Raw genomic sequence first — 25,226 nt, 5'->3', positions numbered from 1 at the left:
CAAGCAGGGGGAACTGCCAGGGGGCCGTGATCAATTTGGGGGATTTCGCCTAGTGCTTGATGCCCAGCTGCTTGTTGATCATCCATTGCTGGGCGATCGACAGGATGTTGTTGACCAGCCAGTACAGCACCAGACCTGCCGGGAAGAAGAAGAACATGAAGCTGAAGGCCAGCGGCATGATCCACATCAGCTTGGCCTGCATGGGGTCCGGCGGGGTCGGGTTCAGCCAGACCTGCAGCAGGCTGGACAGCGTCATCAAGATCGGCAGCACGAAGAACGGATCCTTGGCCGACAGGTCGGTGATCCACCAGATCCACGGCGCATGGCGCATCTCGACGCTGGACAGCAGCACCCAGTACAGCGCGATGAAGAAGGGCATCTGCAGGAGGATCGGCAGGCAGCTGCCCAGCGGATTGATCTTCTCTTCGCGGTAGATGCGCATCATCTCTTGCTGCATCTGCTGCGGCTTGTCCTTCAGGCGCTCGCGCATCTCCATGATCTTGGGGTTCACCGCCTTCATCTTGCCCATGCTGCGATAGGCGCTGGCGTTGAGCCAGTAGAAGGCTGCCTTCAGCAGCACCACCAGCGCAATGATGGCCCAGCCCCAGTTGCCCAGCAGGGTGTGCAGCTGGTCCAGCAGCCAGAACAGCGGCTTGGACAGGATGGTGAACCAGCCGTAGTCCTTCACCAGCTCCAGGCCCGGAGCCAGCGCGGCCAGCTTCTTCTCTTCCTGCGGTCCGATGAAGAGCTTGTCATCGGCGGTCACGGCAGCACCCGCGGCCACCTGGGCCATTGGGAACACCATGCCGACCGAGTACAGATTGGCATCGACCTTCTTGGCGTAGAACTCGCGCGGGCTCTGCGCGGTGCGCAGCCAGGCGCTGGCGAAGTAGTGCTGGACCATGGACACCCAGCCTTCATTCGCACTCTTCTCGTGCTCGGCCTTGCCCTTTTCGATGTCCTTGAAATCGATCTTCTGGAACTTCGCCTTGTCGGTGTACAGCGCCGGGCCCGTGAAGGTGAAGTAGAAGCTCGACTCGTTGGGCGGCGGGTTGCCGTCACGCACCAGCTGCACATACAGCTGCGGCGTCACAGCGGCCTGGCCGACGTTCTGCACCTCGTGCTTGACGTCGACCGTGTAGTCGCCGCGCTTGAAGGTGTAGGTCTTGACCAGCTTCAGGCCGCCCAGCTCGGGCGACTCGAAGCGCACGGACAGGCTCTGCTCGCCATCCTTCAGCTCGCGGCTGCCTGGCACCAAGGTCATGGGCGTCAGGTGGTTCGGCGCGCCGGCCACACCCACCAGGCCGGTCTGGGCCAGATAGGTGCGCTGCGCGCTGCGGTCCAGCACCACCACATTGCCGCTCGGGTCGGTCTCGTCCTTGTGCTTGAGCAGCTCGACGCGCACCAAGCTGCCGCCCAGGCTGTCCAGCGTGGCCTTGACGACGTCGGTGCTGATGGTGACCTTCTCGCTGGTCACACCGGCGGCGGGTGCCGTCGGGGCGGCGCCACCGGGGGCGGCCGCCACTGCGCCGGGCAGGGCGGCGGGTGCGGGCAGGCCCGCCGGCGCCGAGCCGGCCGCTGCCACGGGCTTGGGTGCCGCCGGGCTGAACATCGACGGGTGGCCATTGTGCTTTTGCCATCCGTCCCACAGCAGGACGAGTGACATGGTGAACACCACCCACAGTACGGTGCGGCGTATATCAGTCATGGGGAAGCTTCAGGATTGGAGGTAGAGGGTCGAGCCTGTCCACCGCAGCCGAGGCGGGTGAACAGGCCGGGCGCATTGTCGGGCACAGGATCATGCCCGCCACAGCTCAGGGGGTTGCAGCGCAGGATTCTCGCTGCAGCCAGATAGGTTCCGGCACAGGCGCCGTGCTTTTCAAGCGCCTGCATGGCATAGGCCGAGCAGGTTGGCGAGTAGCGGCAGCCGGCATTGATCCACGGGCTCAGCAGCAGCTGATAGCCGCGCACCAGCCCCATCAGCAGGCGCTGCGGCAGGGTGCGTTTGATCGGCTTCGGCGCGTCCATGGTGCGGCTCGCTCAGGTGGCGCCGGACGTTGCAGGTGCCGTGCGCCGCAGCAGCTTGGCCACCAGCTCTGCCAACTCAGCGCGCACGGCCGCATTCAAGGCGTCAGAGGCTGCGCTGGGAAACTGCTTGGGCTCGAACGGCGCGCGCAGCCGCACCACCCAGAGGCCGGGCGGCAAAGCAGCGGCAGCCGCCGAGCCGAAGGCCGAGCGGATCTGGCGTTTCATCAGCGAACGGGTCACCGAACGCTTGGCATTGCGCTTGGGCACGACGCAGCCCAGCCACATGCGGTCGGGCGCGAGGGCGACCGACGGCTCGGGCTGTGCGTTTTGCGCTGCGGCCGCAGGCGATCCGTCCACAGGGCTGTGGACTGCCGGTGCATCAGTTGTTGATAACTGTGCTGAGGCTGTGGAAAACCTCTTGCCCGGGACGCTGGGCCTGGCCGTGATGTGATGCACGGCGAAATGGGCGCTGCGGGCGCGGCTGGGGCTGCCCAGCACGCGCTCAAAGTCGGCCGATCGCTGGATGCGGCCGATCATGTCTCGCGATCCGGCTTAGACAGCCAGGCGCTTGCGGCCCTTGGCGCGGCGCGCAGCGATCACGGCGCGGCCGCCACGGGTCTTCATGCGGACCAGGAAGCCGTGGGTACGGGCGCGACGGGTCTTGGATGCTTGGTAAGTACGCTTCATGCTGAACCTCTTCTAGAGCAAAGTGCGCCGCGAGCGCCCTGGAAGGCGTCTTGGCAAATGTGGGCACATCGGTCAGGTGCTGACCCTGTTTGGCCGCCAGCACCGCCCGACCAAAGTCGAGCCGTGCCTGACCGCCACCGATGTGCATCGCGCTGACACGGCACATCGCTTCAGTCTTTCTTGCATTCGCCTGGAGGCATGGGCAGAGCCCATGCGCCCAAGCGCAAGCCGTCCAGCGCCCGGAAAACCCGCGATTACACCAAAGATCTGCACTCGGGTCAAACCCGGGGAATCAGAAACTGGGGATTCCCGGGGCTTGACCCCGCAGAAAAATCTGTGGATAACCTGCTCTTTCGCGGCCGCCGATGGGTACAATTTGGCCGCTCAAGAACAAGTTTTCCACAATGAGCGCAGAGATGTCTGGGGCGGAACTATGGCAGCGCGGCTGTGAGCGGCTGGCGGCTGAAATCCCCGAACAACAATTCAATACCTGGATCCGTCCGCTGCCGCCTGCAGACGTGGCGGAGGCCGCAGGCCAGAGCGGCGAGCACGGGCTGGTGGTGTCGCTGCGCGTGCCCAATCGCTTCAAGCTCGACTGGATCCGCAACCAGTATGCCGGCCGCATCGAGACCATCCTCAGCGAACTGGCGGGCCGCCCGGCCCGGCTGGAGCTGGCGCTGGCGCAGCGAGAGGCTGTGGGCCGCGTCCCTGCCTTGCCGTCCAATCAGCCGATTGCCGTCGGCCAGGTTTTGCACAACGGTCTGCGTCCGGTGTCGCCACCTGTGCCTGCTGCTGCAGGGGAAAAGCCGGCAGTGGCCTCGCCTCAGCCGTCCGGCCCGGCCGCGCTGGGGCCGCCGCCCAGCGCGTCGCGCCACCGCATCAACCCGGCCCTGACCTTCGACACGCTGGTGCCTGGCCGTGCCAACCAGATGGCGCGCACCGCAGCCTTGCATGTGGCCGGTGCGCCGGGCCAGATGTACAACCCGCTGTTCATCTACGGCGGCGTCGGCCTGGGCAAGACCCACCTGATCCACGCGGTGGGCAATGCGCTGCTGAAGGACAAGCCCGATGCGCGCGTGCTGTATCTGCACGCCGAGCAGTTCATCTCGGATGTGGTCAAGAACTACCAGCGCAAGACCTTCGATGAATTGAAGGCCAAGTACCACTCGCTGGATCTGCTGCTGATCGACGATGTGCAGTTCTTCGCCGGCAAGGACCGCACGCAGGAGGAGTTCTTTAACGCCTTCGAGGCCCTGCTGGCCAAGCGCGCACACATCATCATGACCTCGGACACTTATCCGAAGGGCCTGGTGGACATCGACGAGCGCCTGACCAGCCGCTTCGACGCCGGCCTGACGGTGGCGATCGAGCCCCCCGAGCTGGAAATGCGGGTGGCCATCCTGATCAAGAAGGCGGAGGCGGAACAGACGCCCATGCCCGAGGACGTGGCCTTCTTCATCGCCAAGAACGTGCGCGCCAATGTGCGCGAGCTCGAAGGCGCGCTGCGCAAGGTGCTGGCCTACAGCCGCTTCTCGCACAAGGAAATCAACATCCAGCTGGCACGCGAGGCCCTGAAAGACCTCTTGTCGATCCAGAACCGCCAGATCTCGGTGGAGAACATCCAGAAGACGGTGGCCGATTTCTACAAGATCAAGGTCGCCGACATGTACAGCAAGAAGCGCCCGGCCAGCATTGCGCGGCCGCGCCAGATCGCGATGTACCTGGCCAAGGAGCTGACGCAGAAGAGCCTGCCCGAGATCGGCGAGCTGTTCGGCGGCCGCGACCACACTACCGTGCTGCACGCGGTGCGCAAGATTGGCGGCGAGCGTCAGAAGAACACCGAGCTGAACCAGCAGCTGCACGTGCTGGAGCAGACGCTGAAGGGGTGAGCCGCCGCGGGCTGCCCAAGCGCGCCAGCGGCGTGCTGCTGCCGCAAAGACATGGTTTCCACCCCCGGGAATTACCCCATTCCTGGGTGAAAATGCGCGGTGTTTCTCGCGCGCGCGTCATTCCTTGATCGGGCGGGGCTGCAAGCGAGGCGCGTAACGCCCTCAGAACAAGTGGAGAGAGGTTGACATGATTGTGTTGAAAGCCACCCAGGACAAAGTGCTTGCCGCGCTGCAGGCCGTGTCCGGCATCGTGGAGCGCCGCCACACCCTGCCCATCCTGGCCAATGTGCTGATTCGCAAGCAAGGCTCGCAGGTCGAGCTGACCACCAGCGACCTCGAAATCCAGGTGCGCACTACCGCCGAGTTCGATGGCGATGCCGGCAACTTCTCCACCACCGTGGGCGCCCGCAAGCTGATCGACATCCTGCGCTCGATGCCGTCCGACCAGACCGTCAGCCTGACCAGCAACGCCAGCAAGATGACGCTGCAGGGCGGCAAGAGCCGCTTCACACTGCAGACCCTGCCGGCCGATGACTTTCCGCTGGTGCAGGAAGCCGCTGACTTCGGCCCTGCCTTCAGCGTGCCGCAGAAGACGCTGAAGGCCCTGATCAACCAGGTGCACTTCTCGATGGCGGTGCACGACATCCGCTACTACCTGAACGGCATCCTGTTCGTCGCCGAAGGCAAGAACCTGACCCTGGTGGCCACCGACGGCCACCGCCTTGCGCTGGCCCAGGCCACGCTGGAAACCGACATCCCCAAGCAGGAAGTCATCCTGCCGCGCAAGACCGTGCTGGAGCTGATGCGCCTGCTGAAGGACGGCGGCAAGGATGGCTCGGACGATCAGCCCATCGAGATGCGCTTCGCCGGCAATCAGGCCAAGTTCACTTTCTCGGGCATGGAGTTCGTCACCAAGCTGGTCGAAGGCAAGTTCCCCGACTACAACCGCGTGATCCCCAAGAACCACAAGTTCCGCGTGACGATGGGCCGCGCGCCGCTGCTGGCCAGCCTGCAACGCGCTGCCATCCTGACCAGCGAGAAATTCAAGGCCGTGCGCCTGTCCTTCGAGCCGGGCCTGCTGAGCATTGCCTCCAGCAATGCCGAGCAGGAAGAGGCCAAGGAAGAAATCGAGATCGACTACGGCGGCGACCTGATCGAGACCGGCTTCAACGTGACCTACCTGATGGACGCGCTGCAGAACATGAGCCAGGACATGGTCAGCATCGACCTGAACGACAGCTCTGCCAGCGCGCTGATCACCATCCCTGAGCAGACGGGCTTCAAGTACGTCGTCATGCCGATGAGGATCTGAGGCCTGCCTCAGATCCTCATCGGCGGTGCCCCTCCCTGGGCACCCCCCTGCCCCCCGCCGAGCGGGGGGTTCTAGTTTGAAAGTTGTAGTGGCCGCCTCGCGGCCTTGAGACCTGCCCCATGAGCGACAACACCACACCCGATAGCAACCCCGAAGGCCTGACCGACAAGCAGCAAGCCGCTGTGTCAGCGGAAGCCGCATCGGGTGCGGTCTACGGCGCAGACTCGATCCAGATCCTGGAAGGCCTGGAGGCGGTTCGCAAGCGCCCGGGCATGTACATCGGCGACACCTCGGATGGCACCGGCCTGCACCACCTGGTGTTCGAAGTGGTGGACAACTCCATCGACGAATCGCTGGCCGGCCACTGCGACGACATCATCGTCACCATCCACACCGACAACTCGATCAGTGTCATCGACAACGGCCGCGGTATCCCCACCGGCGTCAAGATGGACGACAAGCACGAGCCCAAGCGCAGTGCGGCTGAAATCGCGCTGACCGAGCTGCACGCTGGCGGCAAGTTCAACCAGAACAGCTACAAGGTCTCGGGCGGCCTGCACGGCGTGGGCGTCTCCTGTGTGAACGGCCTGTCCAAGTGGCTGCGCCTGGTGGTGCGCCGCGATGGCAAGGTGCACCAGATCGAGTTCAAGCAAGGCATCCCGCAAGACCGCCTGATCGAAGTGGTGGACGGCTTCGAGACCAGCCCCATGCGCATCGTCGGCGAGACCGACAAGCGCGGCACCGAAGTGCACTTCCTGCCGGATACCGAGATCTTCCAGCAGAACAACGACTTCCACTACGACATCCTGGCCAAGCGCCTGCGCGAGCTCTCGTTCCTGAACAACGGCGTCAAGATCCGCCTGGTCGACGAGCGCAACAACAAGGAAGACAACTTCGCCTATGCCGGCGGCGTGCGCGGCTTTGTTGAGTTCATCAACAAGGGCAAGACCACCCTGCACCCGAACATCTTTCACGCCCAGGGCGACAAGACCTCGGACCAGGGCACCAATATCGGCGTTGAAGTCTCCATGCAGTGGAACGACGGCTTCAACGAGAACGTGCTCTGCTTCACCAACAACATCCCGCAGCGCGACGGCGGCACCCACCTCACCGGCCTGCGCGCCGCCATGACCCGGGTGCTCAACAAGTACATCACCGACAACGACCTGGCCAAGAAGGCCAAGGTTGAAGTGGCCGGCGACGACATGCGCGAAGGCCTGGCCTGTGTGGTGTCCGTCAAGGTGCCTGAGCCCAAGTTCAGCAGCCAGACCAAGGACAAGCTGGTCTCCAGCGAAGTGCGCGGCCCTGTGGAAGACATCGTCGCCAACAAGCTGACTGACTGGCTGCTGGAGAACCCCACCGATGCCAAGATCATCTGCGGCAAGATCCTCGACGCCGCCCGCGCCCGCGAAGCCGCGCGCAAGGCCCGCGAGATGACCCGCCGCAAGGGCGTGCTCGACGGCCTGGGCCTGCCCGGCAAGCTGGCCGACTGCCAGGAAAAAGATCCCGCCCTGTGCGAGATCTACATCGTGGAGGGCGACTCCGCCGGCGGTTCCGCCAAGCAGGGCCGCGACCGGAAGTTCCAGGCCATCCTGCCGCTGCGCGGCAAGATCCTGAATGTCGAGAAGGCGCGCTACGAAAAGCTGCTCACCAGCAATGAAATCCTGACGCTGATCACGGCTCTGGGCACCGGCATCGGCCGCGGCGCCGGCAGCGATGATTTCAACCCCGACAAGCTGCGCTACCACCGCATCATCATCATGACCGACGCGGACGTGGACGGCGCCCACATCCGCACCCTGCTGCTGACCTTCTTCTACCGCCAGACGCCCGAGCTGGTGGAGCGCGGCCACATCTACATCGCGCAGCCGCCGCTCTACAAGGTGAAGGTCGGCAAGCACGAGCAATACCTGAAGGACGCGCACGAGCTGGACGCCTTCCTGCTGAAGGTGGCGCTGCAGGACGCCGAGCTGCACACCGGCAGTGGCGCCGTGCTCAAGGGCGAAGCCTTCGAGACCCTGGCGCGCCAATACGTGCTGGCCGAAAACGTCATCAACCGCCTGGCCAACTGGATGGACTTCGAGGCCCTGCGCCTGCTGGCCACCGGCCTGAGCATCAACCTCGACAACAAGGAAGCCGCCGAAGCCGCTGCCACTGCGCTGCAAGGCGCGCTGCACGACGCCACCGTGACGAGCGAATACGACGCCCGCACCGACAAGCTCTTCCTGCGCATTGCCCGCAAGCACCACGGCAACACCCGCGCCAGCATCATCAATGCCGACTTCGTGCACGGCGCTGATTACCAGGTGCTGTCCGCCGCCGGCACCACCTTCAAGGGCCTGGTGGGCGAAGGTGCACTGGTGCGCAAGGGTGAAGGCGAAAAGGCCAAGGAATCCAAGGTGGCCGATTTCCGCGGTGCCATGGACTGGCTGATGCAGCAAGCCGAAAACTCGGTGGGCCGCCAGCGCTACAAGGGTCTGGGCGAGATGAACCCCGAGCAGCTCTGGGAAACCACCATGGACCCCAATGTGCGCCGCCTGCTGCGTGTGCAGATCGAGGACGCCATCGAGGCCGACAAGGTCTTCACCATGCTTATGGGCGACGAAGTGGAGCCGCGCCGCGACTTCATCGAGAGCAATGCGTTGAGGGCGGGGAATATCGACGTTTGACGTCTTGTAGACGTAGGGCGCCAAGTTAATTGCGACTCGCGCCACAGTTCTGCGACTGGCGGTCGCTAGTTAATGCGACTGGCCTAATCTCCCCACGGGGCTGGTCCCCTCGGACGGCGCAGGTGTAGGTCGGGCTCTCTGTGGTGCGCTGCGCGAGTGAACTGGTCGTGTCTGAGTCGCCGCCCTTACCGTCTTGAAGATCAAAGGCCCAGCACCGCTGGGCCTTTGCTTTTGGGCGCCTGGTAAGCCCCGGGCTTCGCTTGCGTCAAGCTCGTCCAGAATTGCCTTCTGAATTCGAGTCGCTTCTCATACCAATCAGGGAAGCTTGTGATCCTGTGAACCGTTGACCAACAAGCAGGAGTCAATTCGCGAGGTCTGCAAGCACCACAACACATCACCGACCAGTTCAGAGGTCGGCAGTGGCTTATCCGAACGACCGCCATCGCGTCCGGAGCTCGGGACAATCAAATGGTGCGATAGTTCCTCATGGTTCCAGAATGCCACTTCTACATGGACGACTCGGGGTCCCGAGACCCCGATCGCAAACCTACCGCTTCCAACGAGCCTGACTGGTTTGCGCTTGGTGGGCTGCTCATCAATGGCACCGACGAGCAGGCGGCCAAAGAACAGATCGCAGCGTTCCGCGCCCGATGGCCAGAATTGGGGCATGAGCCCTTCCGTTCGTACGACATTCGCCATCGAACCGAACGCTTCCGTTGGCTGGCGAGTTGCCAGGCACGCAGAAAGGATCAGTTCTACACGGAATTGACTGACCTGATTACCGGGTTGCCTATGCATGTGATCGCCTGTGTCGTCGACCGGCCGGGGTACAACGCGCGATATATGCAAGAGTACGGCCCACGTCGCTGGAGACTTTGCCGAACTGCTTTTGGGATCGTGGTCGAACGAGCTGCTAAGGTAGCCCGGCATCGGGACGCTAGGCTAAGAGTGTTTGCCGAACGGAGTGACAAACATACCGAGAAGCAATTTAAAGGCTATTACGACCAGATGCGAGAAGATGGATTGCCGTTCAATCCTCAAAATTCGCAGCAGTATGCTCCGTTGAGCGCAGAGGCGCTACGCGAGACCTTGTTCGAATTCAGAATCAAAACGCAAGACTCGGCACTGATGCAATTCGCCGATCTTGTACTCTGGCCAGTCTGCAAAGCGGGCTACGACAAAGAGAACCTGCCGTACCAATCACTCCTTGCGAGCGGCAAGCTTATCGACACACACTGCACCGAAGAAAACGGCCTTCTTGGCATCAAGTACAGCTGCTTCGCGGTCTAGAAATGCAAAAGCCCGCTTGCGCGGGCTCTTGACGGCCACCGAACTGCCAGGGGGTGACCTCGTAGGCTATGCCTGTCGGCAGTGTCCTACATATCCCGAACTACGGTCAAACATGTGCTTGACCAAACTTCACATTATAAGAAGTGCATCGCTAACCAGTTGATTTAATTGGATTTTCGCCAAATTAACCCTACATGTTTGTAGGTCTTTTTGGAGAGCATGGCAGCGGCGACTGCTACGCTCGCTGTAAGGAACGACCGTTTGCGAGCGTAGCGTTCGCCGCTGCCATGCTGTGTCCAACCTAGCTGACCTGCCCCCAGAACCCGTACCAGTCGATTTGAGGAATCCGCTGGGTTGATGGAGATTACTCCTGGGTCTGTAGTGGCGCCGGAACGGTGCCGCTGGTTTGTTGGCGATCGCATCGAACTGACCCATCGGGGATGCGGACAATAACTTGGACTGGTTATGCAGCGAGCCCCAGGCGCCGCCGATGCTCGGCGGGACTGCGGAAGCCCAGTGAACTCTTGATCCGAACCTTGTTGTACCAGCGGATGTAGGCATCCACCGCCGCGACGAACTCGTCGATGGTTGTCGAGAGCCAATCGCGGGCAAAGAACATCTCGGTCTTGAGCCGACCGAAGAAGCCCTCGCAGGCGGCATTGTCCGGCGAGCATCCCTTGCGTGACATCGAGCGGACCAGCTTGGCGTCAGCGATTCGAGCCAGCCAGCCTGGCCACCGATAGTGGCCGCCACGATCGGAATGCACCACGGGCCGCTCGCCACTGGCAGCGACTTTGTCGATCGCAGCGTCCAGCATCATGTTGACCAACTCGGCGTTGGGCCGCGTGCCGATCGACCAGCTCACGACCATGCCGTCGAAGCAATCGATCATGGGCGAGAGATACACCTTGCCCGCTGGGATCTGGAACTCCGTGATGTCAGTGAGCCACTTCTCGTTCGGCGCGCCGGCGCTGAAATCTCGGTTCAGCACGTTGTCGGGCGCCGGACTGATCTCTCCCATGTAGGAGCCGTACCGGCGGCGTTTGCTCGTCGCGACGACCAAGCACTCCTGCTTCATGAGACGGCGCACGACCTTCTCCGAGACGTTCACGCACTGCTCGCTCAGCGACGCGTGGATTCGCCGGTAGCCGTAGCAGTGGTAGTTGCGCTTCGAAGATGTTGGTCATGGCCTGGCGGACGTCTGCGTACTTGTCGGCGACCTCGAGTCGGGCCCGATGGTAGAAGTAGGAACTGCGCGGCAGGTTCAATCCACAGAGCAATTCCGTTACCGTGTAGGTCGACCTCAGGGCATCAACCAGCAGCGTCTTCTCCCGGTTCGTCAGGGGCTGCTGATCGATGCCCAGCTCTTTTTTTAAGAGTTCATTCGCCTTCTTCAGCAGGTCCCTCTCGAGCTGCAGCCGCCGGATGTCTTGTCGCAGCGTCTCGACCTGCTGTTCCAGGTCAGCTCGATCTGAGCTTGCAGGGGCGTCATGTTTGCGCGTCATGGATGCGGGTGCGTCGTGGCCGAGCAGTTGATTCTTCCACTTGTACAGCGAGCCCCGCGACACTCCGACCTCGTCGGCCACAGCCTGCGCGCTGGCCGGGCGCGTGCAGAAGGCAATCACAGCTGACTGCTTGGCTTCGGGCGCCAACTCATGCGATCGACCGACGACGCGCGTGCGCTGCGGATGAAGCTCTTGAAGCCAGGCGGACAGCAATGACCTGCAGGGGTAGCCCAGCGACCTGATCGTCGCCGCGATGCACTGGCCATGCGCAAGGTAGTACTCGACAGCCCGTTCCTTCTGGGCCTGGGAAAACTTCGCAGGCCGCTTGTAGCCGGCGCGCAGCTCCTGGCTAGATTCGTACTCGCGGTACCAGGTCTTGAGTGCGTTCTTCGTCGGATATCCCAGCTGCCTGATGGTCAAGCGGATGCGCTTGCCCAGTTTGATGTACAGCTGCACGGCTCGAAGCCGGTCCTCGTATGAATACATGAACTACCTCCAGGTAGTCCAAGAAATCGTCCGCATCCCCCCTCGCGACTTCGCTCACCACGGTCTGCCTCCGATCCACGGTAGGCACCCTCGGCAATGCAGCTCCCGGTAAGGCACCGGACCGTTACAGGCAAACACCGCTCTGCTGCTGGCGAAGCAAGGTCGACAGCAATTCGCGGCCGTCGCCACAGTCAACGTATTCACGAGGCTCTGCTCCGCCAAGAGCTGGTTGGGGCTCAGTCAGCCACCTCCCGAACCAGCGCGCGGCATCGAAGGCCACTTCGTCGGAAGACTCCAGCATGATCTGCTCCACTTCGCCAATGAGGCGAGCCAGGCCCAGCAGACGTTCTGCTTCGATGCAGGCCCGTCGGGCGCGACGGGCCGGTGGCCTCGACGAAAGAGACAGCCATTTGCGCAGTTTGGTCTTGGGAACTCCGAGGTCCTGGGCGAGCTGGCGTGTCAGGCTCACAGGAACTCCTGCTTTGACAAGCACGACACGGTCGATGGGCGCCATCGACCAATAGCTCAGGTAGCTCAGTGCCGGCCCGTCAACAGCCCTGGTACGGGTAGGTTGTGTCGAGGGACTGCGAGCTGTCGGTTGGTTCATGGCGCCATGCTGCTCCAGCGGCAGGTACGCCCGCGACGTGTCAGGCAGCCTTCTTGCCTTTGAGGGGGAGTTGAAGCTCCTCCACGTCCAGCGTGAAGTTGAGTGGGACCTGGATAGGAATCTTGCCGGGGTTCTTGCCGTTGTAGACGTCCACGTCGGTCTTCAGCTGAAAGCAATCCCCGACGATCTGCTGGCGGCGCTGCGCGAATGACCGGACGAAGTGCTCTCGGGGCGCCTTGTCGTCGTCAATATCCGCCCACAAGGACATCGTGCGCTCGCCCCTCTTTGAGCGGACCGCATGCTTGGCACGGTACCGCTGACCATCCTCGTTGGTGCGGTACTCCTCTCGGAAGAACTGAGCGATGTCCTGAGCGATGACGTCGACCACCGTGCGAACGCTTGGCCGGTGCAGGCCATTCTTGTACGCCCATGCTGCGACCGCATGCGGGTCGAGAAGCGCGTCGCCGCCCGTTTCGGCCTTGTAGCGCTCGATGTATGCCTTGACTTGGTTTCCTTACGCGGACATGAGAACCTCCAACGCTTGATGGCTATTCGGTGAACGATCCCCAACCATCAACACCCGCTGACGGTAGTACACACGCACGCACCTTCACCTGGTGCTTGCGCAGGAAGTCATGTCGCTCGAGGCGGCGCTGCAGTTGCCCAACCACCAGCCCCGGATGGACCTGGATGCGTTGTGCGAATCGCAGCACCCGTTCTTCCGAGAAGTACGGCTGCACCCGAGCGATGAAGTCATCCAACTCGCCCGTCGGGACACAGAAGTCAGCGCCCGCCGAGTTGGCCCGGCGCTCGTACTCCGGCAGTTCATCCTTCGAGTCACCCACGTCCGTGTCGATGACGGCTTGCTTCTCGGCCTTCCCGTCCTCTTGAAGCACGTGCTCGATTTCGTGGCGAAGCACGAACCAGAAGTTGTCGATCCGGTCAAAGCGCAGCGTCATGCCGATGACAGGCTTGGTGTCATCCAGCCAGAAGCAGGCGCCATCCATCTTGGAGCCTGCCAACGACTCGACAAATACCAGGCGGACACCCGCCTCCGCAAGTAGACGAGGGGCATGTCGTGCCTCCTCCGGTGCAAGCAGCAGTGCGCGAAGCTTCTCTACGGTCGAGACCAGCTTGGCCTTCGAGTAGGCCGGCACAAGCTGCTGGCTGGCAATCGCTCGCACCCGGAACAACCAGGCCAACTGCAATGGATTGGTGTCTGCGTTGGCGTGCGTCTTCTTGGCGTTGTGGCACAGCTGAGGTGCTACGTCGACGCTGGGAATGGCGAAGAACTCGCAGAAGCGCTGCTCCAAAACCTCAACGCTTTCGCTGGCGCGAACCCACCCACGACGGACCATCTCCCGTACGGGAAAGTGCGTGTACAGGCGTGCTTTGCGAGCGACGTTGTCGTTGGGGACGGTCACCTTGGATAGCTGGTACTGGCTCTCCAAGTTCATCCAATAGTCCGGCGACGTGCCGAAAGCCTCCGCGAGGCCCTTGGCCGTTTCGGGAGTGATAGCCCGCTTGCCAGCGATGAGTTCGCTGATAAGCCGTGGCGGGCGATCCAAGATGTCGGCCAGCTCCTGCTGGCTCCATTCCCGCGCTTCCAGCTCTTCCCGCAGGAACTCTCCCGGCGGGAACACTTCAGCAGGTACGCGTGCGTTCATGAGCTCTCCAAGCTTCTAGTGATAGTCAACGATTTCGACGATGCCCACGACTTTGCAGGGGTGGTCGCCTCTGATTTCCAGAATCAGCCGCCATTGCAGATTGAGTCGCACCGAGTGTTGCCCTACCCGGTCTCCTTTGAGCTTCTCGAAGTGGAGGGACTTCAGTTGCATGAAGTCGCGCTCGTCTCTGAAAGCTCGAATCTGCTGCATCCGTTTTCGATACGCCCTGACGACCTCCTGGGCGAAGCCCGCCGTGAATTGGGGGTCAGTCTCAAGGCGGTCCAGGTCGTCATCGTCGAACTCAACTTCCATCGAGGCAGTTTAGGCAAGATGGCATATGTCGTCAAGTCCACCTTTACACTTGATGTAAATGTGGTGCTTTTGGAAATGATGTTATGAATGGTTCAGGGGTTCCGCTGGTCGGCAGCGCGGCGGAGTGAGCTCCCCTAGCGTCAATCGAGGGGTCTCCCACGACACATACAGTGGCGCCCTCTCGCACTGACGAAATCCGCGGCCCTTCATCCAGCGTGCCGAACCATCCCCCATGAGAGCCCGAACTTCAATAGATGTTTCCGCAGTCGTGTTGTGGCCCGGCAGATGCCGGACTGGCGGCGGCAGCATGAAGTGCTCGAACGAGCGGCTTTTTGGGGATAGGGTTTAGGCCAGCCGTGCAGGCCCACTCAGCGGCAGCGCTGTCGCAGTTCCTCCTCCCCGCCGCCTGCTAAGCTCCCAAATCAGCGCCCACGCAGAGGGGCCTGTGCCGTTGGTGATTGCAATTCACGACAGGGAGGCCACAGACATGGGAAGCCCACGCAAGGGAAAGAGTAGTCCTGCCGAGGACTTGATGGATCTGGTGGCGATGCTGCCCTGGTGGGCTGGCGTGCTGCTGGCGCTGGTGTCGTATGTGTGGCTGCACCAGATCGCTGCCGAGCCGTTTACGCCCAAGCTCGCTCCTGGTGCGGCGGGTAGCGGCGTGGTGCAGATCATGGTGAAGGGCTTGGCAACGGGCGGGCAGTACATCCTGCCCTTGATCTGTCTGGCCGGTGCCGCTGTATCCGCCTGGCGCCGCCGCGATCGTCGCCAACTCGCTGCCGACGCGGCCGTCAAGGCCTCGGCTGCCGACGCGCTGGACGGCATGAGCTGGCAGCGCTTCGAGTTGCTGGTGGGCGAGGCTTTCCGCCAGCGCGGCTACCGAGTGCTTGAAAACGGCGGTGGCGGGGCCGACGGTGGCGTGGATCTGCTGCTGAGCAAGAGCGGCGAGAAGTTCCTCGTGCAGTGCAAGCAGTGGCGGGCCTACAAGGTGGGTGTGGATGTGGTGCGTCAGCTCTATGGCGTGATGGCTGCTCGCGGTGCGGCCGGCGGCTTTGTCGTCACCTCAGGCCGCTTCACGCAGGAGGCGCAGGAGTTTTCCCGTGGGCGCAATGTGGTGCTGATGGACGGGGCCGAGCTGCACCGCATGCTGCAGAGCGCCGCTGCGGGATCGACACCGACAGCGGCACAAGTGCAGCCGCAGCCCGCCCCCAAGCCTATGCCGGCCCCAGCGACAGCAGCGCCTGCCGAGCCCCTCTGCCCGAAATGCGGTCAGGCGATGGTGCAGCGCGTGGCCAAGCAGGGTGCCAACACCGGCAAAGCCTTCTGGGGCTGCAGCACCTACCCCGCCTGCCGAGGCACACGCGGGCTTGATTGAAAGCCACTTGCGCCTGGCCTGTCAGGCCTATCATCAACCGCATGATGCCCACTTGGCTTGCTTCTCCTCCTGCCGTTCTTCGCCTGGCCGCCACCGTCGCCGCGGCCGCAGCACTGATGGGGCTGGCTCAGCCCGCCAGCGCCACCCCGCCCCCTGACGACCCCAACCAGTCCGTCGCCGATTCGGCCCGCCGCCAGGCGCGCAGCACGGCCGAGTGGCTGGCGCGTGGCGTGGACGGCTGGTTTGGGGACAGGCCTTTCTCGGACGGCGGCAAGGTCAGTGAAGGCGAGCTGAGCCTGCGGCTGCTGAAGCGCCAGGATGACAGCCTGCAGCATGACCTGCGCTTCAAGGCGCGCTTTCGGCTGCCCAATCTCGAAGAGAACGCCTATGCCTTCATCGGCCGCGATGACCAGCGTGAAGTGGTGAGCGACAAGCCCAACGCCTTTACCAACGAGCAGCTGCTGCTGAAGGGCAATGCGGAAGACCGCTCCTTCTTTGCCGGCGTGGGCGTGCGCCTGCGCAACTCGGTGGACTTGCGACTTGGCCTGCGCGGTGGCTTCAAGCCTTATGCGCAGGCGCGCGTGGGCCGGCAGTTCTGGCTTAGCAGCCGCGATCTGCTGGAGTTGCGCGAGACGCTGTTCATCACCAGTGGCGACAAGCTGGGTTCCACCACGGCCTTGTCCTACGAGCACGCGGTGTCGTCCACGCTGGCCTGGCGCTGGCTCAATGCGGCCACCATCACGCAGCGTTCGCGCAAGTTTGAGTGGTCCAGCAGCCTGGGCGCCTACCAGTCCTTCGGCACGCAGCGCCTGCTGTCACTGGAGGGCCTGGTGCGTGGTGTGCAGAGCTCGGGCGTGCCAGTGGCGGATTACGGCCTGCAGCTGAAATGGGAACAGCCGGTGCACCGCGATTGGCTGATCGGCGAGGCCATCGTCGGCCACTTCTGGCCGCGGCCCGATGCGCTCAGTGAGCGCGGCCGCGCCTGGGCGGTGGGTGCCAGCCTGCGGATGAAGTTCTGAGGCGTTCAGCGGCCGCCGTTGCGCAGCAGCAAGACCTTCTGCGAACCCTGGTGGGTGCCCGCGCTATAGCGCAGCGCAAAGCCGCCGAGGTCCAGATGCCCCAGGCTCTCCAGCCCGCGGATCACGCTGGCACGGCTCAGCGGCTGCGCGGCGCGGCGCAGGCCTTCCACCAGCACGCGAGCGGCCACATAGCCTTCGAGGCTGATGCTGTCGAACTGGCGCTCGCCGTGCTCGCGCATGGCCTGCTGGTAGGCGGCCACCACGGGCAGGCTGGCGTCTTGTGCGTTGGGCACCACCTGGGCGATGGTCAGGCCCTGCATGTCTTTGCCCAACGCCGCCTGCAGCGGCTCCAGCCCGGCGAATGACAGGGTGTAGAAGCGCCCCTTGAAGCCCGCCTTGCGGGCCTGCTTGATGAAGGCGGCGCAGGTGCTGTAGGCGCTGACCAGAAAGATCGCGTCCGGCATTGCCTTGCCGTTCAGCAGGGCCTGCACAGCACCGTCCACCTCGGTGGTGTTGCGCTTCACCGTGGCGGCGGTCAGCATCTGCAGGCCTTCGGCCTGCCCGGCATCGCGCGCGGCCTCCAGGCCTGAGCGGCCGAACAGATCAGCCTGCAGCATCACGCTGAACTGCTGCACGCCGTCCGCCCGCGCGGCCTTCATCAGCTGGCGCGCTTCTTCGCGGTAGCTGGCCCGCACATTAAAGACGGTGGGGTGGTTCTGCGCTTCCCACAGCATGTCGGCGCCGGTGTAGGCGCCCAGAAAGGCAATCTGCGCCCGCTTCACCAGCGGCAGGGCCATCCGACTGGTGGGCGTGCCCACATAGCCGAACAGCGCCAGCACGCGGGCATCGGCAAGCATGGCCTGGGTGTTGGCCTCGGTGCGCTCGGGCTCGTAGCCATCGTCGCGCAGGTCCACCGTGATGCGGCTGCCCTGCACGCGGCCCTCCTGGCGGTTGACCTGCTCGAAGCAGGCCGCGGCACCGGCGTGATAGCGCGTGCCCAGCGCCTGGGCCGGCCCGCTGAGTGCGGCCGATGCGCCGATGCGCAGTTCCTTGGCCGAGCCCCAGACTGGGCCCGCGCCCGGGGCCAGCAGCAGCGTCAGGGTGCTGCGGCGGTTCAAGGCCGGGCTTGAGGTCTGGGGCGGGTTGTTCTTCGGCATGCTCGCCGTCAGTGTTACAGCTTGCTGGCGTTTGGGCAATCGCTGGCCTGGCTTCAGGCCTTGTTCGTGCGCGCCGTCAGCCCCTGCAGCCCGGCGCCGACCAGAATGCCCAGCAGCGCCACGCCGATCTCCCAGCCACCCGCGCCCAGCGCGGCGATGGCCGGCCCCGGGCACACGCCGCTGAGGCCCCAGCCGATGCCGAACAGCGCAGCGCCCAGCAAGGTGTCGCGGTCCAGGCGCGAGGGGCGCAGCTCAAACTCGACGCCCAGCAGCGGCCCGCGGGCCAGGGCCTTGCAGGCCCATTGGTAAGCTGGCAGCGTGACGGCGATGGCGCCGCCCATCACCAGCATCAGGCCCCAGTCCTGGAAGCGCAGAAAGCTCAGCACCACCTCTGGCCGGATCATCGTGGACCAGGCGAGGCCGAAGCCGAACAGCGCGCCGCACAGCAGCACGGCGATGAATTGCGAGGGTGTCATCTTGGTCATGATCAGCGGCCTCCCAAGGCCAGCACCAGATTGGCGGTGATGAAGCCGGTGCCCATGAAGGTCAGGACCGCGACCAGCGAGGGCAGCTGCAGCGACGACAGGCCGCAGATGCCATGCCCCGAGGTGCAGCCGTTCGAGAGCCGCGCGCCATAGCCCACCAGCAGCCCGCCCAGGCCCAGCTGCCACAGTGGCACCCCGGTGCTCAGGCGCTGCTCAGGCCCGAACAGCCACCACCAGACGGCGGCGCCCAGCACAAGGCCCAGCGCCAGCGCCAGCCGCCAGCTGCGGCTTTGCAGCAGGCGCGGCTGCTGGAAGAAGGGCCGCCGCGAGACATAGGACCAGACGGCGCTGAACACTGTGCTCATGCCGCCTATGCGGCCGGTCAGCAGGTAGAGCCCGCCGGTGGCCAGGCCGATCATCAGGCCGCCGGCCAGATAGTGGGCCCAGCCCAGGGGAAAGAGCTGTAGCAGCAGCGCGTCTTGCATCGTCGTGAACCTCTGAGGGCGCAGGTGGAGAGTCAGGCAGCCAGCTTAGCGGAGCCGGCCCGCCTGCTGCGCAATCCGCCAGCGCCAAAGGAAAAAGGGCCGGCTCCCCTGCAGGCGCCGGCCCCCGTTCGCTCTCCCATCAGAAGGGGTAGTGGCGCTCCGTCGTCTGCACCGTCACCCAGCGCAGCTCGGTGAAGGCATCCACGCCCGCCCGGCCACCAAAGCGGCCGAAGCCGCTGCCCTTCACTCCCCCAAACGGCATCTGCGCCTCGTCGTGCACGGTCGGCCCGTTGATGTGGCAGATGCCGGATTCGATGCGTTTGGCCACGTTCATCGCACGTGCAATGTCGCGGCTGAACACCGCGGCCGAGAGGCCGTACTCGTTGTCGTTGGCGCAGGCGATGGCGGCCTCGTCGCCGTCCACGCGGACGATGCACTTCAGCGGGCCGAAGGTCTCCTCGTGGTAGATGCGCATCTCGGGCGTCACATGGTCGAGCACGGTGGCCGGCATCAGCGTGCTGTCGGCGCGGCCGCCGCACAGCAGCTTGGCGCCCTTGGCCAGCGCGTCATCCAGCAGCGCATTGCAGTGCTCCACCGTGCCCATGCCCACCACCGAGCCCAGTACCACCGGCTGCGGGCCGCGCGGGTCCCCCAGCGGCAGGCTCTTGGCTTTCTTCGTGAAGCGGACCGCAAAGCCGTCGGCAACGCTCTTGTCCACGATGATGCGCTCGGTCGACATGCAGATCTGGCCCGAGTTGGCAAAGGCCCCGAAAGCGGCAGCGGCCACCGCGGCGTCGAGATCGGCATCGGCCAGCACCAGCAGCGGCGCCTTGCCGCCCAGCTCCAGCACGCATTGCTTCAGATGCTTGGCACAGGTCTGCGCAATCAGCTTTCCCACGCGGGTAGAGCCGGTGAAGTTGACGCGCCGCACCGCCGGATGCGCCACCATCGCCTCCACGATGGCGCCGGCATCGGCGGGTGCGTTGGTGATGTAGTTCACCACGCCCGGGGGCAGGCCGGCCTCCTGCAGTGCTTCGATGATCAGCTGGTGCGTGCGCGGGCAGTTCTCGCTGCCCTTGAGTACCACGGTGTTGCCGCAGGCCAGCGGCGTGGCGATGGCGCGCACGCCCAGGATTACCGGCGCATTCCAGGGCGCGATGCCCAGTACCACGCCGGCCGGCTGGCGCAGGCCCATGGCCAGCGAGCCTGGCACGTCGGACGGAATCACCTCACCACTGATTTGCGTGGTTAGCGAGGCGGCTTCGCGCAGCATGCCGGCGGCCAGGTGCACATTGAAGCCGGCCCACATCGCCGAGGCGCCGGTCTCGGCCGCCATCGCGGCGATGAAGGCTGGTGTCTTGGCCTCCAGCGCATCGGCGGCCTTGTTCAGCAGCGCGCGGCGCTCGCCGGGGCCGCTGTTGCCCCAGCCCTTGAACGCTTCGGCCGCAGCCTCGACGGCGGCCACCGCATCGCTGGCCGATGCGGCCGGTGCACGCGTGGCCACGCTGCCGTCCAGCGGGTTACGGCGCTCGAAGGTGGCGCCGCCGTGGGCGGAAACGGCCAGGCCGTTGATCAGCATGGTCAGGGCTTCGGACATGGCAGGGCTCTCCTTCGTCATTTCTTTATCGGGATTCTTGGCTGGGGCGGCCCCCAGATAGGCGTGGCGGATCACGCTGGAGCGCGCCAGCAGCGTGGCCGGGCCGCTGGCCACCAGGCGGCCGCGCTCCAGCACATAGCCGCGGTCGGCCACGGCCAGCGCCTTGCGCACGTTCTGCTCCACCATCAGCACGGTGGTGCCCTGGTCGGCGATGCGCCGCGCGATCGCCAGCAGCTCGTCCACCATGCGCGGCGCCAGGCCCAGCGAGGGCTCGTCCAGCATCAGCAGGCGCGGCGCGCTCATCATGGCGCGCGCCACCGCCACCATCTGCTGCTCGCCGCCGCTCATGGTGCCGGCCAGCTGGGCGATGCGCTGCGCCAGCTTGGGAAAGTCTTGCAGCGCCTGCGCCATGCGCTCTGCGCGCTGCGCCTTGGGAACCAGCCATCCGCCCAGCTCCAGGTTCTCGGCCACCGTCATCTGCGGGAAGAGCTGGCGGCCTTCTGGCACCAGCACCAGGCCGCGGCGCACGATGTCCGAGGTCTTGGCCTCGGCGGCGATCGCCTCGCCGTTGAGCACTACCTGACCCTGGCGCGGAATCAGCCCGGCGATGGCCTTCAGCAGCGTGGTCTTGCCGGCACCATTGGGGCCGAGGATCACGGTCAGGCCGGGCTTGGCCTCCAGCGTGATGTCGCGCAGCACCTGGAAGCCGCCATAGCCGGCCGACAGGCCCTTGATCTGCAGATGGGCCAGCGGCTGGCCCAGCCCGAGGCTGAGTTCGTTCATCTTCATGCCACCGGCTCCACCATCTCATCGCCCAGATAGGCCTCGATCACCTCGGCATTGCGCACCACTTCCTCGGGCGTGCCGTCGGCGATCTTGCGGCCCTGGTGCAGCACCAGCACGCGTTCGACATGGCGCAGCAGCGTGGTCACGGCGTGCTCGATCCAGATCACCGTCAGGTCCAGCTCCTCGCGCAGGCGGCGGATCAACTGGGCCATCGCCTCGACCTCGCTCTCGGTCAGCCCGGCAGCCACCTCGTCGAGCAGCAGCACGCGCGGCCGGGTTGCCAGCGCCATGCCGATCTCCAGCAGGCGCTGCTGCGAAGGCGTGATGGCCGCAGCCGGCAGGTCTTTCAGCCGCGCCAGGCCGATCAGATCGAGGATGGCGGCTTCGTCGACCAGCCAGCGTGGACGCTCTTGTGCCGCGCCAGCACGCCGGCCGGCGAACTGCAGGCCGAAGTCCACATTGGCGGCCACGCTGAGCTCGGCAAACACGCGCGGCGTCTGGAAGGTGCGCGCGATGCCATGCCGCGCAAAGCGGTGCGCGCCGGCGCCGGTGAGGCGCTGGCCCTGCGCGAACAGCTCGCCGGCGCTGACCGGAGTGACACCCGACAGCGCGTTGAAGAAGGTGGTCTTGCCGGCGCCGTTGGGACCGATGATGCCGACCAGCTCGCCCGCGCCAAAGGCCGCGCTGACCGCATCGACCGCGGTGAGGCCGCCGAAGCGCACCGTCAGCTCGCGCGCTTCCAGCAGGGGATGCGTCGCCCTCATGCCTGCCTCCTCCGCCACAGCTTTGTGGCAAAGGCCGGCAGGCGCAGCGAAGCCAGGCCACCCGGAAGGTAGAGCACGCACAGGATCAGCAGCAGGCCCAGCGACATCATGTACAGCTGTGGCATCTGCAGGCGCAGGGTCTCGGCAAGCAGGCTGAACACCACCGCGGCAATCAGCGGGCCCCACAGCGTGGCAGCGCCGCCGATCAGCGCGATCAGCACAGTCTGGAAGCCGATGAAGGGGTTGAACACGGTGTGCGGGTCGATATAGGTCCAGCGCACGCTCATCGCGGCGCCCACCGCGCCGGCGAAGGCGGCGGTCAGTGCGAAGCCGGCGATCTTGACCAGCCGCGTGTTGACGCCCAGGGTCTGCGCGCGCTGCTCGTCGGCACCGATGCCGGCCAGCGCCAGGCCGAAGCGGCTGCGGCGGATCAGCATCGCGCTGAGCAGGGCCAGTACCGCCAGGCCCAGCACAGTGAGGTAGACGGTGTCGGCCTCCGGCACCACCGTCAGCACACGGCCCACCGTGCCGCTGACCTGCTTTTCCCAGTAGCTCACCGCATGGCGGATAAGCTCGGTCAGGCCGAAGGTCAGCACCGCGAAATAGGTGCCGCGCAGGTGCAGCACGCCGGCGCCGATCACGACCGCCACGCCGGCCGCCACCACGGCCCCCAGCGCCACCACCGCCAGCCAGGGCAGATGCTCCAGCGTCAGCGCGCTGGCATAGGCACCCAGGCCGAAGAAGGCCGCGGTGGCCAGCGACATATAGCGCGTGCTGCCGCAGAAGCTGCTCCAGCTGCTGGCCAGCGCTGCATACATCAGGCAGGTCAGCGCCATCGAGCTGGCGAATTCGCTGCCGTAGTGCGGCACCGCCAGCGCCCAGCCGGTCAGCGCGATCAGGATCAGGAGGTCGTTTTTCATTTGCGCGTGAACAGGCCGTTGGGCTTCCAGAGCAGCACCGCGATGAAGATCGCGTAGGACAGCAGCGCCTTCAGCGAGGGATTGGTGAAGTGCATGCCCAGCGCCTCGATCACGCCCAGGCCCAGGCCGCCGACCAGCGCGCCGGTCATGCTGCCGAAGCCGCCCAGCGTGATGACGATCAGCGCTGTCACCGTGTAGGGCTCGCCCATCGACGGCGAGATCGTGTAGGTCATTGACAGCAGGCAGCCGGCCACGCCCGAGAGGCCCAGGCCGAGGCCGAACATCAGCGGGTGCAGCTTCTGCGTGTCGATGCCGACCAGCTGCGCGCCGGTGGGCGACTGCATCAGTGCGCGCACGCCCTTGCCCAGCAGCGTCAGGCGCAGCAGCGCGATCAGCGCGCCGCTGATGGCCAGCGCCAGCGCCAGCAGCAGCAGCTTGTTGGCCGCGAACTGCGCGCCGCCGATGGCCACCGGATCGGTCAGGTAGTCATAACCGCGCAAGTCGCCGCCCCACACCGATTGCGCCAGGTTCTGCACCAGGAACATCAGGCCGAAGCTCACCATCAGGCCGCGCGCCTCGAACACGTCCAGATTGGGCGAGCTGCGCGTCAGCTTGGCGAACACGAGCTTGTGGATGGCCAGGCCGGACGCGCCTAGCAGCACGAACGCCAGCGGGATCATCGCCAGCGGCGACAGGCCCAGCGTGGTGTGCGCCGCCCAGGTCAGGAAGGCGCCCAGCATCAGGAACTCGCCATGCGCGATGTTCAGGATGCGCATCAGCCCGTACTGCAGGTTCAGGCCCAGCGCCACCAGCGCGTAGACCCCCCCGGTGATCAGGCCGGAGGCGATCAGCTCCAGCCAGCTGCCCAGACTCATGTGCGGCTCACCAGTTCGGTTTGGCGATCAGCGCGGCGGTGGCGTTGGCCTTGGGCCAGACCACCTCGAACTCGCCCTTCTGCCACTGGCCCACGGTGCCGGGCGTGCCGGTGTTCTCGCTGCCAGCGAAGCGGATCTTTCCGAGGATGGTGTCGTGCTCGGTCTTGGCGATGTAGTCGCGCAGCGCCTTGCGGTCTAGGCCGATCTTGCCTACCGCGGCGGTCAGGATTTCCAGCCCCGCCCAGGTGGCGCCGCTGGCCCAGCGGTCGGGTTCCTTCTGCGCGCCGAACTTCTTCACATGCGCGTCGAAGTAAGCCTTGGCGCCTGGGCTGGTTTTGCTGTTCCACGAGCCCATGCCCAGCACGCCCTCGGCGCCTGCGCCCATCACATTGCGATAGAGCTGGAAGGCGGTGCCCACCGAGGCGTAGAAGAACTTGGGGTTGAAGCCGATCTCCTTGGCCTGGCGGCTGGCGAGGATGGTGTCGGGCGGGTAGGTCAGGCCGATGAAGGCGTCGGGGTTCTTGTCCTTCATCGAGCGCAGCACCGGGCTCAGGTCCTTGACGCCCAGCGGGTAGCTTTTGTCCTCCACCAGGCTGATGCCGCTGCCCTGCAGCGCAACCTTCAGCGCGGCGTAGTTTTCCAGGCCGAACAGGTCGTCCACATAGATGGTGGCGACGCTGCGCACGCCATTGGCCTTCAGCATGTCGACCAGCGCATTCATCATCGGCGCCGGCTGCTGCAGCAGCGAGAAGAAGTAGGGCAGCTTCATCTCGATCAGGCGCCGGCTCAGCGCGGTCGGGCCCAGCAGCGGGTAGCCGAAGCGAGTGGCCAGTGGCGCAACCGCGAAGTTGGCATTGCTCCCCCAGGGGGCGAGGATCAGATTGACCTTGTCGCTGCCCATCAGCTTCTCGTAGCTGCGCACGCAGGTCTCGATGTCGCTGCGGTCGTCGGACGAGACCAGTTCGATCAGTCGGCGTTGGCCTTTGACGTTGAGGCCGCCGGCTGCGTTCTGCTGCTCGGCCCACAGCAGGTAGTTGGGCTCCTGGCTGACCTGGGCGCCGGTGGTCCAGGGGCCTGTGCGGGCCATCGTGTAGCCGATGCGCACCGGCGCCGCCTGGGCACGCACGAGGGCGGGGAAGGCCAGCGCGGCCGGCGCGACGGCGGCGGCCTGGACGAGGGTGCGGCGCTTCAGGCCGGCGGCTTCAGCGGTTTTGCGGCTCATGGGGTTTGTCTCCTGTGTATGTCTGGGCACGGGGCCACGGCCGGCTGTTGCCGCCGGTCGAGCGCATTGTTCGGCGCACCGCGCGGCGC

At 65.0% G+C, this 25,226-nt stretch carries 23 protein-coding genes and 1 pseudogene; 6 read left to right on the top strand and 18 right to left on the bottom strand.

Annotation, left to right across the window (positions count from 1 at the left end; all coding sequences use genetic code 11):
- Positions 1-49: 49 nt before the first annotated feature.
- From yidC to rpmH, 4 genes are read right to left on the bottom strand one after another with little or no spacing between them, the layout of a single operon-like run.
- Entirely contained in the window at positions 50-1,708 is a 1,659-nt protein-coding gene (gene yidC / locus ACIQ67_RS06985; protein WP_397533639.1) for a membrane protein insertase YidC, read from the bottom strand.
- Positions 1,705-2,028 (bottom strand): membrane protein insertion efficiency factor YidD, encoded by a 324-nt coding sequence (gene yidD / locus ACIQ67_RS06980; RefSeq protein ID WP_397533638.1) that lies wholly within the window; start codon positions 2,026-2,028, stop codon positions 1,705-1,707. Before yidD ends, yidC begins: the two co-directional genes overlap by 4 nt.
- A gap of 12 nt (positions 2,029-2,040) precedes the next feature.
- Positions 2,041-2,565, bottom strand: a complete 525-nt coding sequence (locus ACIQ67_RS06975; RefSeq protein WP_397533637.1) for a ribonuclease P protein component — start codon at positions 2,563-2,565, stop codon at positions 2,041-2,043.
- A 15-nt stretch (positions 2,566-2,580) separates the two neighbouring features.
- Positions 2,581-2,715 (bottom strand): 50S ribosomal protein L34, encoded by a 135-nt coding sequence (rpmH, locus tag ACIQ67_RS06970; RefSeq protein ID WP_054021782.1) that lies wholly within the window; start codon positions 2,713-2,715, stop codon positions 2,581-2,583.
- A gap of 404 nt (positions 2,716-3,119) precedes the next feature.
- Between rpmH and dnaA the strand changes: the two genes are divergently transcribed.
- The 4 genes from dnaA (at position 3,120) to ACIQ67_RS06950 (ending at position 9,875) form a co-directional block, all read left to right on the top strand.
- Positions 3,120-4,604, top strand: coding sequence for a chromosomal replication initiator protein DnaA (gene dnaA / locus ACIQ67_RS06965; RefSeq protein ID WP_397533636.1), 1,485 nt, complete (start codon positions 3,120-3,122; stop codon positions 4,602-4,604).
- 187 nt (positions 4,605-4,791) lie between these two features.
- A complete protein-coding gene (dnaN, locus tag ACIQ67_RS06960; protein WP_397533635.1) occupies positions 4,792-5,916 on the top strand; it encodes a DNA polymerase III subunit beta in 1,125 nt (374 codons plus the stop codon).
- A gap of 119 nt (positions 5,917-6,035) precedes the next feature.
- Positions 6,036-8,585, top strand: coding sequence for a DNA topoisomerase (ATP-hydrolyzing) subunit B (gene gyrB / locus ACIQ67_RS06955; RefSeq protein ID WP_397533634.1), 2,550 nt, complete (start codon positions 6,036-6,038; stop codon positions 8,583-8,585).
- A 510-nt stretch (positions 8,586-9,095) separates the two neighbouring features.
- Positions 9,096-9,875, top strand: a complete 780-nt coding sequence (locus tag ACIQ67_RS06950) for a DUF3800 domain-containing protein (protein WP_397533633.1) — start codon at positions 9,096-9,098, stop codon at positions 9,873-9,875.
- Positions 9,876-10,338: 463 nt separating this feature from the next.
- Here the strand turns inward: ACIQ67_RS06950 and ACIQ67_RS06945 are convergent.
- The 5 genes from ACIQ67_RS06945 to ACIQ67_RS06925 form a co-directional block, all read right to left on the bottom strand.
- Positions 10,339-11,866, bottom strand: a protein-coding gene (locus ACIQ67_RS06945; protein ID WP_397533632.1) for an IS3 family transposase whose coding sequence is annotated in 2 segments (ribosomal slippage) — positions 10,339-11,040 and positions 11,042-11,866 — 1,527 coding nt in all. Because the reading frame shifts where the segments join, the coding sequence is not laid out codon by codon here.
- Positions 11,867-11,990: 124 nt separating this feature from the next.
- Positions 11,991-12,335: an antitoxin Xre/MbcA/ParS toxin-binding domain-containing protein gene (locus ACIQ67_RS06940; RefSeq protein ID WP_397533631.1), complete on the bottom strand. Its 345-nt coding sequence runs from the start codon at positions 12,333-12,335 to the stop codon at positions 11,991-11,993.
- A gap of 178 nt (positions 12,336-12,513) precedes the next feature.
- The gene (locus ACIQ67_RS06935; RefSeq protein WP_397533630.1) at positions 12,514-12,861 is read right to left on the bottom strand and encodes a hypothetical protein; all 348 of its coding nucleotides are present in this window, start codon (positions 12,859-12,861) and stop codon (positions 12,514-12,516) included.
- Between the two features lie 160 nt (positions 12,862-13,021).
- Entirely contained in the window at positions 13,022-14,140 is a 1,119-nt protein-coding gene (locus tag ACIQ67_RS06930) for a HigA family addiction module antitoxin (RefSeq protein ID WP_397533629.1), read from the bottom strand.
- A gap of 15 nt (positions 14,141-14,155) precedes the next feature.
- Positions 14,156-14,452, bottom strand: coding sequence for a type II toxin-antitoxin system RelE/ParE family toxin (locus tag ACIQ67_RS06925; protein ID WP_397533628.1), 297 nt, complete (start codon positions 14,450-14,452; stop codon positions 14,156-14,158).
- A 487-nt stretch (positions 14,453-14,939) separates the two neighbouring features.
- Here ACIQ67_RS06925 and ACIQ67_RS06920 point away from each other — a divergent pair, with 487 nt between their 5' ends.
- Entirely contained in the window at positions 14,940-15,827 is an 888-nt protein-coding gene (locus tag ACIQ67_RS06920) for a restriction endonuclease (RefSeq protein WP_397533627.1), read from the top strand.
- Positions 15,828-15,871: 44 nt separating this feature from the next.
- Positions 15,872-16,846: a hypothetical protein gene (locus ACIQ67_RS06915; protein WP_397533626.1), complete on the top strand. Its 975-nt coding sequence runs from the start codon at positions 15,872-15,874 to the stop codon at positions 16,844-16,846.
- Between the two features lie 5 nt (positions 16,847-16,851).
- Here the strand turns inward: ACIQ67_RS06915 and ACIQ67_RS06910 are convergent, their stop codons facing one another.
- The 9 genes and pseudogenes from ACIQ67_RS06910 to ACIQ67_RS06870 form a co-directional block, all read right to left on the bottom strand.
- Positions 16,852-18,003, bottom strand: coding sequence for an ABC transporter substrate-binding protein (locus ACIQ67_RS06910; RefSeq protein WP_397533625.1), 1,152 nt, complete (start codon positions 18,001-18,003; stop codon positions 16,852-16,854).
- A 53-nt stretch (positions 18,004-18,056) separates the two neighbouring features.
- A complete protein-coding gene (locus ACIQ67_RS06905; RefSeq protein ID WP_397533624.1) occupies positions 18,057-18,488 on the bottom strand; it encodes a YeeE/YedE family protein in 432 nt (143 codons plus the stop codon).
- Positions 18,489-18,490: 2 nt separating this feature from the next.
- A complete protein-coding gene (locus tag ACIQ67_RS06900; protein WP_397533623.1) occupies positions 18,491-18,973 on the bottom strand; it encodes a YeeE/YedE family protein in 483 nt (160 codons plus the stop codon).
- Between the two features lie 139 nt (positions 18,974-19,112).
- Complete coding sequence (locus ACIQ67_RS06895; protein WP_397533646.1) at positions 19,113-20,570, bottom strand: aldehyde dehydrogenase; 1,458 nt, start codon at positions 20,568-20,570, stop codon at positions 19,113-19,115.
- Between the two features lie 276 nt (positions 20,571-20,846).
- Positions 20,847-21,353 (bottom strand): annotated as a pseudogene (locus tag ACIQ67_RS06890) (ABC transporter ATP-binding protein); the annotation flags it as partial.
- Between the two features lie 2 nt (positions 21,354-21,355).
- Positions 21,356-22,120, bottom strand: a complete 765-nt coding sequence (locus ACIQ67_RS06885) for an ABC transporter ATP-binding protein (protein WP_397533622.1) — start codon at positions 22,118-22,120, stop codon at positions 21,356-21,358.
- Positions 22,117-23,040, bottom strand: coding sequence for a branched-chain amino acid ABC transporter permease (locus ACIQ67_RS06880; protein ID WP_397533621.1), 924 nt, complete (start codon positions 23,038-23,040; stop codon positions 22,117-22,119). The genes ACIQ67_RS06885 and ACIQ67_RS06880 overlap by 4 nt, the downstream gene beginning before the upstream one ends.
- Complete coding sequence (locus tag ACIQ67_RS06875) at positions 23,037-23,915, bottom strand: branched-chain amino acid ABC transporter permease (protein WP_397533620.1); 879 nt, start codon at positions 23,913-23,915, stop codon at positions 23,037-23,039. Before ACIQ67_RS06875 ends, ACIQ67_RS06880 begins: the two co-directional genes overlap by 4 nt.
- A 7-nt stretch (positions 23,916-23,922) precedes the next feature.
- Positions 23,923-25,137: an amino acid ABC transporter substrate-binding protein gene (locus ACIQ67_RS06870; RefSeq protein ID WP_397533619.1), complete on the bottom strand. Its 1,215-nt coding sequence runs from the start codon at positions 25,135-25,137 to the stop codon at positions 23,923-23,925.
- Positions 25,138-25,226 lie beyond the last annotated feature (89 nt).

The sequence above is a fragment of the Roseateles sp. genome (genome assembly GCF_044373315.1).
In the GTDB taxonomy this organism is placed as follows: Bacteria; Pseudomonadota; Gammaproteobacteria; order Burkholderiales; family Burkholderiaceae_C; genus JACDQM01.
Note: the sequence above shows the minus strand (reverse complement) of the source record. Positions and strands in the feature narration are given on the sequence as shown.